At 65.5% G+C, this 18,052-nt stretch carries 15 protein-coding genes and 2 pseudogenes; 7 read left to right on the top strand and 10 right to left on the bottom strand.

Features of this window, described 5'->3' with window-relative positions:
- Positions 1–478 precede the first annotated feature (478 nt).
- The 3 genes from QX121_RS06870 (at position 479) to QX121_RS06860 (ending at position 4,332) form a co-directional block, all read left to right on the top strand.
- On the top strand, positions 479–1,471 hold the full coding sequence (locus QX121_RS06870) for an AraC family transcriptional regulator (RefSeq protein ID WP_315811501.1): 993 nt from the start codon (positions 479–481) through the stop codon (positions 1,469–1,471).
- A gap of 505 nt (positions 1,472–1,976) precedes the next feature.
- The gene (locus QX121_RS06865) at positions 1,977–2,348 is read left to right on the top strand and encodes a tRNA-binding protein (RefSeq protein WP_315737564.1); all 372 of its coding nucleotides are present in this window, start codon (positions 1,977–1,979) and stop codon (positions 2,346–2,348) included.
- 22 nt (positions 2,349–2,370) lie between these two features.
- Entirely contained in the window at positions 2,371–4,332 is a 1,962-nt protein-coding gene (locus QX121_RS06860) for an alpha amylase C-terminal domain-containing protein (RefSeq protein ID WP_315811500.1), read from the top strand.
- Positions 4,333–4,655: 323 nt separating this feature from the next.
- On the opposite strand, the gene QX121_RS06855 is transcribed toward QX121_RS06860, so the two are convergent.
- Together QX121_RS06855 and QX121_RS06850 are read right to left on the bottom strand one after the other, a co-directional pair.
- Positions 4,656–5,588, bottom strand: a complete 933-nt coding sequence (locus tag QX121_RS06855) for a sugar kinase (RefSeq protein WP_315811499.1) — start codon at positions 5,586–5,588, stop codon at positions 4,656–4,658.
- The gene (locus QX121_RS06850; RefSeq protein ID WP_315811498.1) at positions 5,575–6,612 is read right to left on the bottom strand and encodes an SPFH domain-containing protein; all 1,038 of its coding nucleotides are present in this window, start codon (positions 6,610–6,612) and stop codon (positions 5,575–5,577) included. Before QX121_RS06850 ends, QX121_RS06855 begins: the two co-directional genes overlap by 14 nt.
- Before the next feature lie 117 nt (positions 6,613–6,729).
- Here QX121_RS06850 and QX121_RS06845 point away from each other — a divergent pair, with 117 nt between their 5' ends.
- Positions 6,730–7,479, top strand: coding sequence for an NUDIX hydrolase (locus tag QX121_RS06845; RefSeq protein WP_315737568.1), 750 nt, complete (start codon positions 6,730–6,732; stop codon positions 7,477–7,479).
- A gap of 72 nt (positions 7,480–7,551) precedes the next feature.
- On the opposite strand, the gene QX121_RS06840 is transcribed toward QX121_RS06845, so the two are convergent.
- Positions 7,552–8,106 (bottom strand): hypothetical protein, encoded by a 555-nt coding sequence (locus QX121_RS06840; protein WP_315776647.1) that lies wholly within the window; start codon positions 8,104–8,106, stop codon positions 7,552–7,554.
- 329 nt (positions 8,107–8,435) lie between these two features.
- Between QX121_RS06840 and QX121_RS06835 the strand changes: the two genes are divergently transcribed.
- Positions 8,436–9,662, top strand: coding sequence for a CaiB/BaiF CoA-transferase family protein (locus tag QX121_RS06835; protein ID WP_315811497.1), 1,227 nt, complete (start codon positions 8,436–8,438; stop codon positions 9,660–9,662).
- A gap of 122 nt (positions 9,663–9,784) precedes the next feature.
- On the opposite strand, the gene QX121_RS06830 is transcribed toward QX121_RS06835, so the two are convergent.
- Complete coding sequence (locus QX121_RS06830) at positions 9,785–10,030, bottom strand: hypothetical protein (RefSeq protein WP_315737571.1); 246 nt, start codon at positions 10,028–10,030, stop codon at positions 9,785–9,787.
- 37 nt (positions 10,031–10,067) lie between these two features.
- The gene (locus QX121_RS06825) at positions 10,068–10,739 is read right to left on the bottom strand and encodes a TetR/AcrR family transcriptional regulator (protein WP_315754162.1); all 672 of its coding nucleotides are present in this window, start codon (positions 10,737–10,739) and stop codon (positions 10,068–10,070) included.
- A 232-nt stretch (positions 10,740–10,971) separates the two neighbouring features.
- Between QX121_RS06825 and QX121_RS06820 the strand changes: the two genes are divergently transcribed.
- Both QX121_RS06820 and QX121_RS06815 read left to right on the top strand, forming a co-directional pair.
- Complete coding sequence (locus QX121_RS06820) at positions 10,972–12,207, top strand: acyl-CoA dehydrogenase family protein (RefSeq protein ID WP_315811496.1); 1,236 nt, start codon at positions 10,972–10,974, stop codon at positions 12,205–12,207.
- A gap of 147 nt (positions 12,208–12,354) precedes the next feature.
- Positions 12,355–13,413: a phosphotransferase family protein gene (locus tag QX121_RS06815; protein ID WP_315737574.1), complete on the top strand. Its 1,059-nt coding sequence runs from the start codon at positions 12,355–12,357 to the stop codon at positions 13,411–13,413.
- Positions 13,414–13,565: 152 nt separating this feature from the next.
- Here the strand turns inward: QX121_RS06815 and QX121_RS06810 are convergent, their stop codons facing one another.
- The 5 genes and pseudogenes from QX121_RS06810 to QX121_RS06795 form a co-directional block, all read right to left on the bottom strand.
- A complete protein-coding gene (locus tag QX121_RS06810; protein ID WP_315737575.1) occupies positions 13,566–13,850 on the bottom strand; it encodes a hypothetical protein in 285 nt (94 codons plus the stop codon).
- Positions 13,851–14,252: 402 nt separating this feature from the next.
- On the bottom strand, positions 14,253–14,825 hold the full coding sequence (locus tag QX121_RS06805; protein ID WP_315811495.1) for a hypothetical protein: 573 nt from the start codon (positions 14,823–14,825) through the stop codon (positions 14,253–14,255).
- Between the two features lie 17 nt (positions 14,826–14,842).
- Positions 14,843–16,381: a YadA-like family protein gene (locus tag QX121_RS06800; RefSeq protein WP_315811494.1), complete on the bottom strand. Its 1,539-nt coding sequence runs from the start codon at positions 16,379–16,381 to the stop codon at positions 14,843–14,845.
- A gap of 436 nt (positions 16,382–16,817) precedes the next feature.
- Positions 16,818–17,163: pseudogene (locus tag QX121_RS31625) on the bottom strand (Imm8 family immunity protein).
- 31 nt (positions 17,164–17,194) lie between these two features.
- Positions 17,195–17,455 (bottom strand): annotated as a pseudogene (locus tag QX121_RS06795) (M20/M25/M40 family metallo-hydrolase); the annotation flags it as partial.
- Positions 17,456–18,052: the final 597 nt, after the last annotated feature.

Here is an 18,052-nt window from a genome sequence, read left to right as displayed (position 1 = left end):
GAGCAGCACGCGAACGACGCCAGCTCAAGCTTGAGAGCCAATCATGAGGACTGTGTCCCATAGGAAACGTGAGACACTGGCGGTGTGTCAGTGGGCAGGATGATCACCGCCTCGTCCAGCACGGACCTCATGAGTTCCACGTCGTCGGGCTGAAATACTGGTCCCGTGCCGCCACGTTCGTCTCCTCTCTTGCGGCCGCAGAGAAGACCTGCGGCCTGTTCATCTCAACGAGATTGAAGCGCGTCGCGCAGCGATTTTGAAGTCATTCTCAAGTCCAGTCTCTGCAAACTTTGCTCAGAATTAGCTGCATCACTAGCCAATTACCCTTTCGAATTAACATGTGAGAAACGGGAACCTGATGGAACTGGGGCGCCTGCCGCCTGACGAAAGTGTTTCGGAGGTTGACTTGGATCAGCCCGGAAGACGTACGCTCCAATATTTTGGCAAAAGCCATATAAGAGTGGGGACCGATCCTCCGATGAACCTCGACCGATCCGTGAGCCCGCTGAGCCGCGCTCCCGCCATTCGTACAGACGATCCGGAGGCGATGGAGCACGCGTTGCGTACGGTCTACGGGGCAACTGGATTCGCAGTCTCCAACGCAGATGGCTTCCAGGGGGTGGGCAACTACCTTCAGCTTGCGAGCATCGGCCTCGGCTTTTGTGCATATGGCGGCGCAAGGTCAGTCGTCGAGTTCCCGGAGAGCGACTTCGCGCGCCTGCAAATTGGCCTCAAAGGCAGCGCTGTGACCATTCTGAATGGCACGGCGATCGCGGTAACCGAGCGGCAGTCCTGCATAGTTGCGCCGGGCGAGCCCAACAAGATTGTGTTCGAGCCAGGTTATGAGCAGCTCATTCTTCGAATAAGCGCGAGGGCGTTGGAGCAGACATTGACGACGCTGCTCGGCGCAAAGCCAGCCGGTGTCCTCAAGTTTGATCCCATAGCGGCTGCGGTGCAGCCGAACGCTCTGGTCTTGCGCGATCTGGCGATGTTCCTCGCTCATCAGTTGGATGCGGCGGCGACAGAGCTGCCACGCACGGTGCTCGTCGAACTGGAGCAGGCTCTCATCGTTTCCTTCCTGTCGGCTCACCGCCACAATTTCAGCGAGCTGTTGGAGAGAGCCGAAAAGGACGTCGTGCCGCGGATCGTCCGGCTGGCCGAAGAGTATATCGAGGCCTCTTGGGACCGCGCCATCACGATCGAGGCGCTGGCATCACAGACAGGCGTCAGCATCCGCGCGCTCTATACTGCTTTCAAGAAGAGCCGCGGATACTCGCCGATGGCGTTTGCGAAAACGGTGCGATTGCGACGGGCAAAGCAGATGCTCTCGGGGGCAGATCAGCGCACCTCCGTCTCTGCAGTCGCCTTCAATTGCGGCTTCGGAAATCTCGGACACTTCGCAAGAGACTATCGCGACATGTTCGGTGAGCTTCCATCCGAAACTCTGTCGCGCGGGCGGCGCGCCGCCTAGCTCGCCTGACAGAAGCGCCGGCCAGGACCATTCCCAAGAGCGCCGGGGCCGGCAACGCGCGGTGGGCAGGTTGTGCCCGGCGAAGCTTGCTGATGATGTCCAGTAGTCGCAGCCAGGCTGGGCCTCCGTGCTGTGTCTGGAGGCAAAGCGACCGAACTGCGACATTACGGGCGACGTGTCATAATCATTGCGCTCGGCGGCGGACATGCTGCAGGGCGGGTCAAGGCGTGCACGCGACGATTCGCCGGATAGCGACATTCCATGGCGATTCACGCACCTCCCGCTCGGCGATGCGGGGCAGCGGCACCCCCGCTCGCCCAGCCTGCGATTGAAGGCTTCGCACCCTGCGACCGGCCTGCCACACCAATACAGCCAATCGTCCATATGCCGTGCCGTCGCCGGGCGGGTGCATTGTCAGGAGCCCTTATGGCGATTAAAGATTCCGACCCAGACCGCGTCGGCACCGCAAGCCTTCCCGCGCGGTCATGCGTTCGATGAGGCCGCCATGCATCTTGCCCATGATCCCACAGCGCCGGCGGCAGCAGGGATCAGCTTCGACCAGTTCTTGGTCGTCGACATCCGCGTCGGCACCATCGTCGCGGCCGAGCCCTATCCGGAGGCGCGCAAACCGTCGCTGAAGCTGACGATCGATTTCGGGCCCGGCATCGGCACCAGGCGCTCCAGCGCCCAGATCGCCACGCTCTACGATCCAGCCACCCTGATCGGCCGCCAGGTCGCCGGCGTCGTCAATTTCCCGCCGCGCCAGATCGGCAAGTTCATGTCCGAGGTGCTGACGCTCGGCTTCCCGGACGAGGCCGGCAACGTCGTGCTGTTCCAGCCGGACAAGCCCGTGCCGAATGGCGCGCGGCTGTTCTGAGCGCCGGGGAGAGCCGACCATCATGGATATGCTGCTCGAACCTGTTACGCTGCCGCCATTCCCCGAAGGATTGAGGATTTCGCTGCGGCAGATGCATCTTCTCCAGGCTCCCATGGGCGGCACCCTGGTGACCGGCGGCGCTACCTTCCGCGTGTTCGCGCCGCATGCCAAGGCGGTCTACGTCTCCGGCCCGTTCAACGACTGGGCGCAGGACGCGAGCTGCCGCCTAGCGCCGATCGGCAACGGCCATTGGGCGATCTTCATCCCCGGCCTGAAGGACGGCGACGCCTACATGTACTTCGTCGAAGGCGAGGGCACCTCGGGCTACAAGCGCGATCCGCATGCGCGGCTCTTGACCGTCGATCCGCCGTTCCCGCAATCGCATTCGGTGCTGCGTAATCCCAACGCGTTTCCCTGGCACGACACCGCGTTCACACCGCCGCCTTATAGCGAGCTCGTGATCTACCAGCTCCACGTCGGCACCTTCGACATGAAGGCGGGCAATCCCGACGGCTGCTTCTTCGACGTGATCGAGCGCGTGCCGCACCTGGCGAAGCTCGGCATCAACGCCATCGAGCTGCTGCCGGTGCAGGAATTCCCGACCATGTTCAGCATGGGCTACAACGGCACCGACCTGTTCAGCCCGGAAACCGACTATGGCGAGGCCGAGGAGGCGCATCTCGCCGCCTATGTCGCCCGCACCAATGAGATCCTGGTCGCGGCTGGCGCGGCGCCTTACGCCGGCGTCGACACCGTGCGTCATTGCGACGACCAACTGCGCGCCTTGATCGACGTCTGTCATGTCCATGGCATCGCGGTGCTGTTCGACGTCGTCTACAACCACGCCGGCGGCGGTTTTGATGAGAACAGCATCTGGTTCTTCGACCGTCAGGCCTATGGCGATCCCAATCGCAGCCTGTACTTCACCGACCAGGGCTGGGCCGGCGGCCAGGTGTTCGCCTATTGGAACGCCGACGTTCGGCAGTACCTCGTCGACAATGCCGTGATGCTGTACCGCGAGTACCACGCCGACGGCCTGCGCTTCGACGAGGTCAGCGTGATGGACCGCTTCGGCGGCTGGGCGACCTGCCAGCAGCTCACCGAGGTGCTGCGCGCCGAGAAGCCCGACGCGTTCCAGATCGCCGAATATTGGCCGGTGAACCCGTGGGTGGTGAGGGACATCGCACAAGGTGGCGCCGGCTTCGACGCGACCTGGAGCGACGGCCTGCGCCTTGCTGTGCGCGGCGCCGTCGCCAGCGCGGCCGGAGGCGCCGGCGCTGCCGTTGCGATGCAGCCGATCGCCGCGGCGATCGCCGATCTCAGCCTCGACAAGCGCTGGCGCGCGGTGAACTCGATCGAGAACCACGACATCGTCTATGCCGGCCGCGAGCCGCGCATCCCGCGCCTCGCCGATCCCGTCGACAGCCGCTGCTGGTATGCGCGCAGCCGCAGCCGCGTCGCCACGGGCCTGTTGCTGACCGCGCCGGGCATCCCGATGCTGTTCATGGGCCAGGAACTGTTCGAGGACAGACCATGGAGCGACACGCCGAACCCCGACACAACGATCAGTTGGGCGCTGCTTGACGGCGAGGACAAGATCACCGCCGATGCGATGCGCTTTACCAGCGAACTGATCGCGATCCGCCGCACCCATCCGGCGCTGACCGCCGAAGGCTGCGCCATCGTCCACGTCCATGACGGCAACCGCGTGCTCGCCTTTCACCGCTGGGATGGCCAGGGCGACGACGTCGTCGTAATCGTGAGCCTGAGCGAGACGCCATGGCGCGACTACGCGATCGGCTTTCCGGCGGCCGGGCAGTGGAAAGAGGTGTTCAACAGCGACGTCTACGACAATTGGGTCAATCCGGATGTCGTCGGCAACAATGGCGCTGTGATCGCAGGCGGCCCGGCGCTGCACGGCCAGCCGTGCTCGGCGATGGTGACGATCCCGGCGAACGGCGTGCTGGTGTTTGCGCGGGCGTAACGGCCGTAGGGTGGGCAAAGGCGCAGCCGTGCTCTGTCCACGACCCAGATCGGGATTGCGCCGTGCCCACCATCTTTGCCGTCGAGCGCGCCGATCCACGGTGGGCACGCTGCCGCCTTCGGCGGCCGCTTTGCCCACCCTACGGCCGCGCGCCCGCAGCGACGACATGTGGAAGATGGACGCTTGGTCTTTCCTCCGTCATTGCGAGCGCAGCGAAGCAATCCAGAATCTTTCCGCAGAGACAGTCTGGATTGCGTCGCTGCGCTCGCAATGACGCGGCAAGAGCGCGTTACGCTGCCAACGACGCGACCTGCGGGACCAAACTACACGATCAACCGTCCTTGTCGCTCCGCAATCCCGATCACGGCCTCGGTCCCGGCATTGAAATCGAGATGGTCGGCCTCGATGCCATCGGAGAAGATGACGCCGTTCTCGGGCATCAGCGAGCGCAGGCGCAGGGTCTCTGCGCCCCTGAGGCCTCCGCAGACCAGGGAGGTCTGCGAGGTCTTGCTCGGGAACGGCTCGCGCACGGCGAAACGAAGCGCGCGGGCGTCCCAGGGCAGGGGAGTGTAGTCGCCGCCCGTCGTGCGGCCACCGAAGCTGCCGGCGATGGCGAGCGCGCCGGTGACGATGCTCTTGAACCAGGCGGTCGAGCCGAGCCCCGTTGCCACGATCAGGCCGCTGGAGGACTGCCGCTCATGGCCGTCGCGTGTCGCGATCTCGTAACGGGCCGAGACATGGGTGCGCGCGCCGATGAAGAGGTCGTTGACGGCGTGCAGCACCTGGCCGTCGGCGAGGCTTGCGCGTGCCATGGTCACCGCCTTGGCGGCGCGCTTGTCGGCGGCGACCTCGGGCAGCAGGCTCGCGAGGTTCTCCGGCGCGAACGGCAGCAGCACGCCGTCATGCCGGGCCGCGTCCGGGTTCAGGCCGAGCAACGGCTGGCCGTCGAGATATTTCATCGTGTTGGCGACGAGGCCGTCCGGGCCGAGCGCCGCGACGATGTCGGCCGGGCCGAACAGGAAGTTCGGCAGGAAGCTGCGGTCGACGATCTGGTAGCGGCCCCAGCGTTCCAGCGTCTGGACGCTGGTCAAGCGCGCGGCCTGGTAGGCCGCGTGCTCGCGCTCATAGTCGGAGAAGTCGGCACCGAGATGCTCGACATAGAAGCGGGCCTGGTCCGCGGTGAGGAGCCTTGCGATCAGCTCCTCGAGCCGCGTTCTCCTGACAACCAGCACCACCTTGCGGTCATTGCCGGACACGGGCGGCCTCCGCGGGCTTCTGCATCAGGCTGTTCAGCAGCTCGGGCGAGACATTCAACTGCCCGATCTTCTCGGCCTTCTCGGCGAGCCCCGAGAACGCCTGCGCGATCAACTGGCCCGGCTGCATGCCGGTGGCGGCCAGCGCCTGGATCACGCGGGTGTCGACGCCCTCGAAGATCTTCATCAGCGCGCCGACGCGATAGGCTTCGGCATCGGCCAAAGTGCGGGTGTTCGACGCATTCAGCGCGACGAAGTCCTTTCGCTTGGCCTCCAGCCCGATGTCGGCGACCATGCCGGCCTCGCGCAGCTCGTTCTTCTTCGCCGCGACGCTGGCCTCCGCGTCCATCTGCGTCTCGCGGATCGAGCGCTTCTTCTGTTCGACCGCAATCTCGGTATCGAATTCGCTCTCGCGGATCGCCCGCTCGCGCTCCACGGCAAAGTTGCGCCGAGCGAAGATCGCTTCATCGGCGGTCTTCAGAATCGCCTCGCGCGCTTCGGCCTCGAGCGCCTTGGCGGTCTCCGGCGTCGGCTTCACCGCGCGCACGGCGACGCCGAGGATCTCCAGGCCCAGCGCATCGATATCGGCGCGTTGCCTTAGTCCGGTCGCAATCGCCTCGGCAATGCGGTCGGAGGCGCGCAGTGCCTCCTTCAGGGTCATGTCCTTGACCGCCTGCTGTGCCAGCACCTCGACCGCGCCGAGCACGCGCTGCGGTAGCTCTTCCGGGTCGTCGGACTCGTATGTCTTGCCGTCGCGCTTGAGGGTGAAGTTCAGCATCGCCGCTGCCTTCCTCGGCTCACCGATGCGGTAGGTGACCTGGCCCTGGATCGTCAGCGTCTGAAAGTCGCGGGCGATCTGCTGGAAGATGAAGGCGGCGTCGCGGCTGCCAATGGGGATCGCGACCAGCGAGGTCGCGGGCCCGTAATAGAAGGTGGAGAGCCCGGCGCCTTCCTCGACGACGGCGCCGGCGCGGTATTTGAGGAGGTAGGTGGTGGGTTGGGCCTTGATGAAGCGAATGCCGAACATGGCGGCCTCCTGACGTCTGATGGCGTAAGTGTGTTACGCCAACTAAGTAAGTTGGACAGTACAACTAAGCGTGCTAGTGTCAAGGGGCAAAATTCGGCAAGGCGGTCAGGGGGCGGCATGGCGGGACGGCAAGAACCAGGCGGCGGCGCGGGCGAGATCGGGCGAGGCGGGGCCGGGCTTAATTTCCCGCGCCCGTTGACGACGGTCGACGTCGTCATCTTCACGATCCGCCTGGAGGCGCTGCACGTGCTGCTGGTGCGCCGCGGTCACGGCGAGGGTGAGCCGTTCCCGGACGCTTTCGCGCTGCCGGGCGGCTTCGTCGATGTCGACACGGATCGCGATCTCGAAGCCTGCGCCCGGCGCAAGCTCGTCGAGAAGACCGGCGTCGTCAGCCCGTATCTGGAGCAACTCGGCAGCTGGGGCAGCGCGAACCGCGATCCCCGCGGCTGGTCGGCGACCCACGCGTATTTTGCGCTGGTCCCGGCGTCAGCGGCGGAGACGGCGCTCGCCGCGGACGCGCAATGGTTTCCGCTCGACGGGACCGGCGTGAAGCCGAAGCTCGCTTTCGATCATGCGGAGATCCTGCGCGCTGCGGTGCAGCGACTGCGCAACAAGGTCGAGTACACCTCGCTGCCGGCCTATCTGATGCCCGAGGAATTCACCTTGCCCGAACTGCAGCGGACCTACGAGGTCGTGCTGGATCGTGCGCTGGAAAAGAGCGCCTTCCGGACCCGCATGCTGTCGGCCGACCTCATCGAACCGATCGCCAAGATGCGCAAGGGGCCGAACCGGCCGGCGCAGCTCTACCGCCTGAAAAAGACGGCTGCGCCGGTGTATTTCGCGCGGACGTTCAATGCGCCGGAGTGACGCCGCCGGTTTCTCCACGTAGCCCGCATGAGCGCTGCGATAGACCGCGGGCACAATGGTGAGACCGCCGGATCATGCCGAGAAGTCGACCACCAGCGACTTGCTGGACGAGCTCGACGAGCTGGTGCCGCTGGCGCTGTAGGACGAGGTCTTGCTGCTGTTCGAGCTCTGCAGCGCGTCGAGCAGCTTCTTCAACAGCTCCTCGACTTGAGACGATGAGCTCGATGAGGACGACGACGAGGTGCTCGACGTGGTGTCGCTGCTGGCATCGTCGCTCGGTGCGGGCGGCGGACCGCCGGCGCCGCCGCCGGAGAACGCATTGGCGAATACGTTCTTCAATTCGGTCGCCTGGTCGGAGGTGAGCTTGCCGCTGTCGACCTCGCTCTGGATGAGATCGTCGATCTTCGACTGCATCTCCTCGGGAGAGGGCGGCGTGCTGGAGGTCGACGACGAGGACGAGCTGTTGCCGCCGCTCTTCAATGCGGAGTCGATGTCGTCGAGCGCCGACGACAAGGCGGTCTGGTCGGTCGAGCTGACCTTGCCGGCCGAGACTTCCTTGGTGAGCTCCTGTTTGAGCAGGTCGAGCGGCGAAAAGCCGCTCATCGAGGAGGCAGAGATCGAAGTCATGGTGTGCTCCGGGTAAGACATCAAACCTGTCTCCAGCTGTGGTTGTAACGCTTAACGGCTCCTTGTTCCCTGTGTCCGGATGTGTCTGGACTCCCGTCGCACACAAAACGAAGCAAGAAAGTCGGCGCGTGCCCCGGTGATTGCGGGCGCATTCCCAATGGGTGCTACCGGTTCGGTGAGCGTCGCGAATCCGGGTGACATCCTGTGCCGGGCAAGGCCGCATGCCGCCAGCGCAGTGCTCCGGGGCACGAAATGGTGTATCCGCGGGTGACAGGCGGTGCCTCGCAGAGCAAATCCGCCACAAGGAATAAGGCTCCCGGAGGAACTCCATGTCGGCCCTGCCGCTTTCTGGCATCAAGATTCTCGATCTGACGCGCGTGCTCGCCGGACCCTTGTCCGCGCAGATGCTGGCCGATCTCGGCGCCGAGGTGATCAAGATCGAGCGGCCCGGCACGGGAGACGACGCCCGCGCCTTCGGCCCGCCCTACCTCAAGGACCCCGAGGGCAAGGCCAACAATAACAACTCGTTTTACATCTGCGCCAACCGCAACAAGAAGTCGGTGACCGTCAATATCGCGAGCCCGGAGGGGCAGGAGATCATCCGCGCGCTCGCCAAGGATTGCGACGTCTTCATGGAGAACTACAAGGTCGGCGATCTCAAGCGCTATGGCCTCGACTATGAGGCGATCCGCGCGGTCAACCCGGACGTGATCTATTGTTCGGTCACCGGCTTCGGCCAGACCGGGCCGTATGCCCCGCGCGCCGGCTATGACGCGATCTTCCAGGCCATGGGCGGGCTGATGAGTGTCACCGGCCACATGGACGGCGAACCGGGGGCGGGGCCGATGAAGGTCGGGCCGTCGATCGTCGATTACATGACCGGCATGAATACCTCGATCGGCATCCTCTCGGCGCTGTATCACCGCGACGTCAATGGTGGCGGTGGCCAGCACGTCGACGTCTGCCTGTTCGACACCGTGATCGCCTCGCTGTCGCACTACGCCCAGATCTTCCTGGTCAACGGCAAGTCGCCGCCGCGCCGCGGCACCTGGGGCAATGGCGGCATGCCGGCCGGCGTGTTCCGCTGCACCGACGGCGAATTGATGCTGGTGGTCGGCAACGATGCGCAATTCGCGCGCACCTGCGCCGTGTTAGGGGCGCCCGAGCTCGCCACCGATCCGAAATTCGTCAAGAACAACGACCGCGTCGTCAACGGCAAGGAGATCATGGCGATCTTTGCCGGCCTGTTCCTGAAGAACTCGGTGGCGCATTGGCTGGAAGAGCTCGAAAAAGCGGGCGTGCCTTGCGGACCCGTGAACGATTTTGCGCACGTGTTCGCCGATCCGCATGTCCGCTCGCGCGGCATGCAGGTGAAGGTCGAGCACCCGTTCGAGCCGCAGTTGTCCTTGATCCGCAATGCGCTCACCTTCTCGGGCACGCCGATCACGGAGTACCGCGCGCCGCCGCTGCTCGGTGAGCACACCCGGGACGTGCTGGCGCAACTCGGCTATGACGATGCGAAAATCGCAGCGTTGAAGCAGCAGGGCGTGGTGTAGCCGCGTAGCCCGCATGAACGAAAGCGACATGCGGGATCGTCACTACCGCCGGTGAGGACCCCGGATGTCGCTGCGCTCATCCGGGCTGCAGTTTGAAGCAGAGGACGTGGTGTAGCGTACGATCAGTGGGCGTGGCGGTGATGCCGGTGCCGCTTCGCCTTCCACGGGGAATAGGAGTGCGGCGCTTCGAACAACGGGGCCCGCGGCGGCGCGCCCAGCTGCTGCCGTGATTCCTGCAGGCGGCGCTGATAGCCCGGCGAGTTCATGATGCTGGCGGCGGCGCCGCGGGCCAGCACCGGCTCGCTGGCGGTCACCATCGCGAGCGCCGTGGCGGCGACGGCCATGATCAATCGCAGGCGCTGCGTCATCAGGCGAGCTTCCTTCTCATCCAGCGGAGCACGAGGTCTAGCGCGCCTCGCGCGCTGCGACCTTGGCCTGTGACTTTGCCGCCGGTACGCGCGTCGTCAAGCCGAGCACGGCGCCGCGCACCACCCGCGCGATCACATCCTCGACATCGTCGAGGTCGCATCGGCCGTCGGAGAGCTTGGTCAGCCGCTCGCTCTCGCGGATGGTGTGATGCGCCATAGCGAGCGCAAAATGCAGGCCCCAGAACAGGTCGACCTCGGAGCTCTCCGGCAAAGCGCGCTTCATCGCCGCGGCGAACTTCCGCAGATGGTCGATTTCCTTGTTCTTGATGCGGCGGATTGGCGGCACCGATTCGATCGAGGCGCGGATCATGAATTGCGCCACCGCCGAGCGCTGGTTCTCCGGCCCCAGGCAGCCGCGCAGGATCGGGCCGACCAGCGCGCGCAGGATGTCGCTGATGTCGGCGCGGCCGCCGCCGGCATCCTCCGCTGCGCGCAATTCGCGCAGCCGCTCGCGGTTGAGCGCGATCGAGCGGGTCACGAACAGTTCGGCGATCAGCTCGTCCTTGGAGCCGAAATGATAGTTCACCGCGGCGAGGTTGACGTTCGCCTCCGCCACGATGTCGCGCAAGGTCACGTCGGAGAAGCCGCGCTCGGCATAGAGCCGCTCGGCGGCGATCAGGATCGCAGTCCGGGTCTGGTCGGTCGCCATGCTGGTCCTCCCGAACGACGAAGCAGGGTGGGGAGTTGCGTTTCAAACAATTGTATGAAACTATTGTTTGAGACGGCTGGAATGTCAATCGCGGTGCTTCCGCGAGACGACATTTTGGCACTGCAGCGACGGTTCGCGCGGTCGTGTCGCGCGAGATCACACTTGCACGGATGCATCCGGCGGGCCGACACTGCGGTCAAAACAATCTCGAGGAAACCCTGAGGAGAGTCCCATGGACTTCACGATGTCGGCGAAGCAGCAGGAATGGCTGGAGCGCGTGCGCAGCTTCATGACCAAGCATGTCCGCCCGGCGGTGCCGATCTACAAGCAGCAGGACGCCGAGGGCGATCGCTGGAAGGTGATCCCGATCCTGGAGGACCTCAAGGCCAAGGCGAAAGCCGAAGGCCTCTGGAACATGTTCATGCCGCCGTCGGAGCACGAGGATGACGAGTTCCGTGGCGCCGGCCTGACCAATCTCGAATATGCGCTGCTGTCCGAGGAGATGGGCCGCATCTCCTGGGCCTCGGAGGTGTTCAACTGCTCGGCGCCGGACACCGGCAACATGGAGGTGTTCATCCGCTACGGCTCCAAGGAGCAGAAGCGCAAATGGCTGCGCCCGCTGATGGACGGCGAGATCCGCTCGGCCTTCCTGATGACGGAGCCCGCGGTGGCCTCGTCCGATGCCACCAACATCGAAACCCGCATTACGCGTGACGGCGATCATTACGTCATCAACGGCCGCAAATGGTGGTCGTCGGGCGTCGGCGATCCCCGCTGCAAGATCGCGATCCTGATGGGCAAGACCGATCCGTCGGCCGCCAAGCATCAGCAGCAGTCGCAGATCCTGGTGCCGCTCGACACACCCGGCATCAAGGTCGAGAAGATGCTGCCGGTCTTCGGCTTCGACGACGCGCCGCATGGCCACGCCCAGGTGCTGCTCGAGAACGTCCGGGTGCCCAAAGAGAACATCCTGCTCGGCGAGGGCCGCGGCTTCGAGATTGCGCAAGGGAGGCTCGGTCCGGGCCGCATCCATCACTGCATGCGCACCATCGGCAAGGCCGAGGAGTCGCTGGAGAAGATGGTGCGCCGGCTGATGACGCGCCAGGCCTTCGGCAAGAAGATCATCGAGCATTCGGTGTGGGAGCAGCGCATCGGTGAGGCCCGCACCAACATCGAGATGACGCGCCTGCTGTGCCTCAAGGCCGCCGACATGATGGACAAGGTCGGCAACAAGACCGCCCAGGGCGAGATCGCGATGATCAAAGTGGCGGCGCCCAACATGGCGCTGAAGATCATCGACGACGCGATCCAGGCGTTCGGCGGCGCCGGCGTCTCGGACGAGGCGGGTCTTGCCAAGGACTACGCCAACATCCGCACGCTCCGTCTTGCCGACGGCCCGGACGAGGTGCACAACCGCGCCATTGCCCGGCTCGAGATGAAGAAATACGCCAACGAGCCGCGGCACTGACGCAGACCTTGTAGGGTGGGCAAAGCGTCGGCCCGGGCGCGAAAGCGCGCGGGCAGGCGCGTGCCCACCATTCCAGTCTCCGAGAAAAGCGGTGGGCACGCTTCGCTTTGCCCACCCTACGTTCAATATGACCCAAGGGAGTTCGTCGTGGCCGACGGCGTCAAGAAGGACGAAGAATTCTCCGGCACCAAGCCGGTCGAGGAGCGGCACCGCTTCGACGAAGCCAAGCTCGCGGCGTGGATGGCCGAGCATGTCGAGGGCTATGCCGGCCCGCTCACCGTCGAGCAGTTCAAGGGCGGCCAGTCCAATCCGACCTATCGGCTCAACACGCCGGCGCGCTCCTACGTGCTCAGGCGCAAGCCGTTCGGCAAGCTCTTGCCGTCAGCGCATGCGGTCGATCGCGAATTCCGCGTCATCGCCGCGCTCGGCAAGCAGGGCTTTCCCGTCGCCAAGGCCTACGCGCTGTGCAACGACGACAGCGTCATTGGAGCTGCCTTCTACATCATGTCGATGGAGGAGGGCCGGGTGTTCTGGGATCCGACCCTGCCGCATGTCGACGCGCCGCAGCGCCGCGCGATCTTCACCAGCAAGATCGAGACGCTGGCGAAGTTGCACACCTACGATCCCGCCGCAATCGGCCTCGCCGATTTTGGCAAGCCCGGCAACTATTTTGCCCGTCAGGTCGACCGCTGGACCAAGCAGTATCGTGCGTCCGAGACCGAGCACCTTCCCGAAATGGAGAAGCTGATCGAATGGCTGCCGCGCACCTTGCCGGCGCAGCAGCGCGTCTCGATCGTGCATGGCGACTACCGGCTCGACAACATGATCTTCCACGCGACCGAGCCGCGCGTCATCGCGGTGCTCGACTGGGAGCTGTCGACGCTCGGCGATCCCATGGCGGACTTCACCTATCTGCTGATGCAGTGGATCATGCCGGGCCTCGACGGCGTCGACCTGAAGGCCAAGAACATCCCGACCATGGAGGAGGCGGCCGCGATCTATCGCGGCGTCACCGGCACCGAGCTGCCGGACCTCAACTGGTACTTCGCCTACAACCTGTTCCGGCTCGCCGGCATTCTGCAGGGCATCATCGGCCGCATCCGCGACGGCACCGCTGCCAACGACAAGGCGATCGAGTCGGTCAAGCGCATGGTGCCGATGACCAAGCAGGCCTGGGCCTACGCGCAGAAGGCGGGCGCAGCGTAAGGCGCGGGCGGTTCGGCAGCCCGCATGAGCTGACGCCGAAGCTCGGAGAGCGACGGCGGAAGCGACATGCGGGGGCCTCTCGCGCCGGAATGCTGCGTGGAGCGAGCGACCCCGTGGTCGCTGCGTTCGCCCGGGCTTCGAGGCCGCATTCGTCAGCGGCCGCCGCCCCCACCGCCACCGCCTCCACCGCCCCCACCAGCCGTGATCATCGCGCTGCTGTAGCGCGGATCGGTCTGCTTCATGTAGGTCGGCGAGGTGTCGCGGCTGCGCGACCGGGAGGCCTGTTGAATCGTCGTTTCGGGAGTGCCGCAGGCGCCCCAGGAGACAAGCTCGCAGCGGGGCAGCTGGACCTCGCGCGCGCTGGCGCTCGTTGCAGCCGCGCCGGCCGCCATGGCAGCGATCAAGGCAAGCGCGGGCAGTTTCGATATCCTCGACATGTGATCCATCCTTCGGTTCGGCGAAGCCGGAATGGTCCGCTTGCGAGGTTCGACGGCGCGCAAGAGAGGGCGGTTCGAGACGCGAAGCAAAAATTGGTGGCAGGCACGCCTGTCGTGGTTTGAACCAGACGGTCGCTCGTTACGACATGGCGCGACCCTGAGCCCGGCGCCTCGCGATGACGGAAGACATGCCGCGCCACGCTCGTCATTCCGGGGCGATGCGGAGCATCGAGCCCGGGCTCCCTCTGGCGCTGAACTCCGCCGTCAAATGGAGTCCGGGCTCGCGCCTCGCCCCGGAATGACGTGTGTGAAGGGATCGAATGTCCAATCGACGTTTTCAACGTCGCAACTCGTCGGTCGATCCCGGAAGTGACACCGGGGATGACCGGCAAGCTGCCGCGCTCAATTCTTCCCCGTTGCCGCACCTTTCCTGGCCGGCGTCGGTGACGCCCCGGGGGCGGGCTCCGGCGCCTGCGGCGTCGCCACCGAGAGGCCGAAGATGCGCCAGTGATTGTCGACGTTCTGGAAGGTCAGGTCGAAATTGATCTGCAGCGGCCGCGTCGGGAAGAAGCCGGTCAGGCGCAGCATCTTGCCGGGATCGAGATAGGGCGGGGTGGAGAGCTGCGGCGCGGCCAACGCCACGGGATAGAGATCGACGTTGCGCCGGCGCAGGTCGATGAAGGCGATCGCGAGATCGGCGGCGGCGTTCCGGGCCTGGAAGTCGGGCGCGGCGAGATCGCGCAGCACCGAGTAGTTGCCACTGCGGTTGGCATCGTTGAGCGACAGCAGCGTCGAGCGGATCAGATAGAGCGCCTGCTCCGGGCTGACCGGCAAGGATGCTTGCGCCGGCGCCTGGGTCGGCGTCGGCGAGGCCGCGGGGCGCGGGTCCTGTGCCTCGGCCGCCGTTGCGGCGACAACGCACAGGATCAGGCCGGCCAGGAGCTTGCCGACGGGCTTGCCAACGAGCTTGCGCAACACCATCGCGAGGCGATCTACCAGCCCACCCGCACGCCGACGCGCGCGCCCAGCAGGTTCTCGTTGGCGCCATAGCCGAGGCCGGCATTGAGCTGCACCCGATCGGTGATCCGCGCCGCGGCGTTGACGGCAACGCCGTTGGTGCTCTGGAAATTGCCCCAGTTCATGGTCACGGCGAAGCGTTCCTGCGGCATTAGGGTCGGCACGCCGGCCATCGCGAACGCCATCGAGACGCCGTTCATCGCCTTGTTGTTGCGGCTCGACAGATCGTTCAGCCGCGTGTTGATGCGGTCGAGGTCGCCGGCCGAGGCAAGCCCGAGGCTGGCGAGCGTCGTGGTGGCGAGATTGCCCGAGGCGTCCGAGGTGACGAGCTGCACCGATCCCGACTGCGCGCTTCTGCTGGCGGCCGAGGTGATGCCGGCGAGCGTGTAGGTGCTGGCGGCGGTCCCAACGGCGACCTGGTTGGCGCGCGTGGTCGCGGCGCCGGTGCCGATCGCGGTGGAGTTGGCGAAGTTCGCGCTCGAGCCCGCGCCGAGCGCGGCCGCATTGTCGCCGGCGGCCGCCGTGCCCGCGCCGATCGCCACCGCATTGGTGCCCGCGACCGCGGTGCCGGAGCCGAGCGCCACGGCGCCTGCGCCGCTGACCGTGCTGTTGTTGCCCATCACCAGCGCACCGACGCCGCTCACCGTGTTGGCATTGCCGACCACCATCGCGTTGGCGGCATTGACGGTGTTGCCGCTGCCCAGGATCGAGGCGCTGTTGGCGCTCGCGGTCGCCGCCACGGTGTTGTTGGAGCCGATCACCTGGATGTTGTCGCCGAAGCCTGCGGCGGCGGTCGTGTTGATCGTGTTGTTGTCGCCATAGACGAAGCTGTTGTTGCCGTTCATCACGTTGGGATCGCCGATGGCGAAGCTGCCATTGCCGTTGACGTGCTGCCCGGTGCCGAAGGCGCCGCTGCTGTTGCCGGTGACGATGTTGCCGCTGCCATAGGCGCTGCTGTCGGTGCCGATGACGCTGCTGTTGGCGCCGACGGTGACGGCGCGGTCGCCGCTCGCCGTCGCCGCATGGCCGATCGCGGTGGCGGCGACGCCGGTGCCGCTGGCAACGGCATTGGTGCCGATCGCGATATTGTTGGACACCGACCCGCTGGCATTGGCGTTGGTGCCGATCGCGATGTTGCGGGAGTCGAGCCCGCTGCTGGCATCGGCGCCGCCGATGGCGATATTGGTCGAGTTGAGGCCGGAGGCGTTGGGGGCGCTGAAGCTCAATGCGCCGCCGCCGACCGCGACGTTGGCGGAGGCCGAGCCGCTGGCGTTGGCACTGACGCCGAGGCCGGTGTTGGCCGAGTTCACGCCGGTGGCGTCGACGCTGATGCCGCAGGCCACGTTGTTTGGCAGAGTCGAGCCGAAGGCGTTGCTGCCCTGGCCGCTGCCGGAGGTGCTCTGGCAGACGAACTGCGCCGCCGCCGGCGCCGGACGAAGCAGGGCGGCACAAGAGAGCAGGACGGCAGCCGCGATCCATCGCAGGCGACCATGATCGGTACGGCGCGCGCGCATTCCAAACCTGCCGCCAGCCGCACGGCCTGTGCCCCGGATCACCTGCATCGAGAGTCCCCCAACCCCATCTGCTTCGGCCCACGAGTCGCCCTGCAAGACCGACCTGCCTGACCGAGAGCCCGGGCGCATCAACGTCGGCAACCCGACATCCGCGCCGCAAGCGCGAACAGTTTAGCGGGTTCCATCGCGCGCAGCTGTGGCCGGCAGGCCACATGGAATATTTTGAAATGCGAGGACGACAGGCAATGGGGGTGCGGCGCTCGCCGGGCCGGCCACGGGGGCGGGCGGAGGCGTCGCGTGCGTTTCTCCCAGTCATTCCGGGGGCGTGCCCTTTGGCGCGAACCGGGAATCCATCGGGCCGCGCGTGCTGTCATGAGATGGAGCCCAGGGCCGACGCCCCGGAAAATGAAATGGGAGGACATGCGGGTTTAAAGCGTCAAGGCGTATAGTCTTCGAACTCCCACATGCCGAGTCGTCCCAGTTTCTCGGCGAGGGCTTGCCAGATGGCGGCTTCGCTCCTGTCGCAATCGGCCTGAACATATCCTTCCAAGCGCGCATGGTCGAAGTCGGACGAACAGATAGTGTTGTCCGGTTTCGATGTGGCTGCGCATGTTGGAGGCGCACCATTCGGGCGTGCAAATCACGAAGTCGAACGACTCGTAGCGCTGTTCTCCGGGCGGTCCGATCATTGCGCTGACTGAAATGCCGAAGGCGCCATCAGGTGCAGAACGCTGCAGCGGATCGGCATCGCTGCTGGACAGGAAATTCAGCTCAGCTCTCATCGTATTTGCTCGGTCGCGGCTGGCATCAGGGTCAGTGCCTTGCCAGTTTATCCAACCCATTCGGCTCGCTGCACCTTGCGATCAGCTTCTCGATCATGTCGGCACATTGCTCCAGCTCGGCCACCTCCACGAACTCGTCCGGCTTGTGCGCCTGGGCGATGGCGCCGGGGCCGATCACCACGGAGGGAATATCGGCCATCGCGACGAACAGCCCGGCCTCGGTGCCGTAGGACACCTTGATGTGGCTGTTGCGGCCCGCCAGGGTCTTGGCAATCGTCACCAGCGGATGGTCTTGGCGCCGACAAAAAGAGTTTGCGAGCGCGATCAAGGCGATTGTCCCGTCCAGCGGCGAAGGCGAAAGATTCTTCTTTCGCTTTTTCGGAATTTGTGATTTGCTTATCCCATCCCGCCTCACCGGAGGGGCGTTGCGCGCGATCGTCACGACAGGCGAGGCGGGGAGGCGATGGCCGCGGATTGCCGCGGCATGCTTATCTGGTGTGCGGACGAACGGCAGTGTGCGGACGTGAGGTCGCGTGGTCCTGATACCCCGGTGCCGAGGTCAAGTTGACGCCAGCGCTCGCGAGTTGCGTCGATCACGGGGGCAATCAAGCCGGTCCCCGGGGAGAGCACGAAGTAAGCGTTAAGACCGTCGCGCAGGGAAGGCCGGGCGTTCTCGGCTGCACCTGTGGTACCTGCCGCCTGCATTTTTTTCGCAGGCGGGCCGCAGGCGTCAGCCGACGCCTGGCCTTCCCTGCGCCCTCGATGCGAGAGGGCGGTGAAATTCGGGATCACTCGGGCGCGAAGGCGTCGCGGGAAGAATTTTGCATGATTGCACGCGGTCATCATGATTGAACTCCGTCGCTGCGCTCGCAATGACGGCTGCAGAAAG

Origin of the sequence: Bradyrhizobium sp. SZCCHNR2028, assembly GCF_032380995.1 — a bacterium.
GTDB lineage: Bacteria > Pseudomonadota > Alphaproteobacteria > Rhizobiales > Xanthobacteraceae > Bradyrhizobium.
The sequence above is the reverse complement of the archived record's forward strand: the minus strand, read 5'-3'. Positions and strand labels throughout refer to the sequence as shown.

Bases quoted from the DNA above. Each gene is read 5' to 3' on its own strand.
- QX121_RS06870 (WP_315811501.1), top strand. From the start codon at position 479: ATGAACCTCGACCGATCCGTGAGCCCGCTGAGCCGCGCTCCCGCCATT.
- QX121_RS06865 (WP_315737564.1), top strand. From the start codon at position 1,977: ATGCATCTTGCCCATGATCCCACAGCGCCGGCGGCAGCAGGGATCAGC.
- QX121_RS06860 (WP_315811500.1), top strand. From the start codon at position 2,371: ATGGATATGCTGCTCGAACCTGTTACGCTGCCGCCATTCCCCGAAGGA.
- QX121_RS06850 (WP_315811498.1), bottom strand. From the start codon at position 6,612: ATGTTCGGCATTCGCTTCATCAAGGCCCAACCCACCACCTACCTCCTC.
- QX121_RS06845 (WP_315737568.1), top strand. From the start codon at position 6,730: ATGGCGGGACGGCAAGAACCAGGCGGCGGCGCGGGCGAGATCGGGCGA.
- QX121_RS06840 (WP_315776647.1), bottom strand. From the start codon at position 8,106: ATGACTTCGATCTCTGCCTCCTCGATGAGCGGCTTTTCGCCGCTCGAC.
- QX121_RS06835 (WP_315811497.1), top strand. From the start codon at position 8,436: ATGTCGGCCCTGCCGCTTTCTGGCATCAAGATTCTCGATCTGACGCGC.
- QX121_RS06830 (WP_315737571.1), bottom strand. From the start codon at position 10,030: ATGACGCAGCGCCTGCGATTGATCATGGCCGTCGCCGCCACGGCGCTC.
- QX121_RS06825 (WP_315754162.1), bottom strand. From the start codon at position 10,739: ATGGCGACCGACCAGACCCGGACTGCGATCCTGATCGCCGCCGAGCGG.
- QX121_RS06820 (WP_315811496.1), top strand. From the start codon at position 10,972: ATGGACTTCACGATGTCGGCGAAGCAGCAGGAATGGCTGGAGCGCGTG.
- QX121_RS06810 (WP_315737575.1), bottom strand. From the start codon at position 13,850: ATGTCGAGGATATCGAAACTGCCCGCGCTTGCCTTGATCGCTGCCATG.
- QX121_RS06800 (WP_315811494.1), bottom strand. From the start codon at position 16,381: ATGCGCGCGCGCCGTACCGATCATGGTCGCCTGCGATGGATCGCGGCT.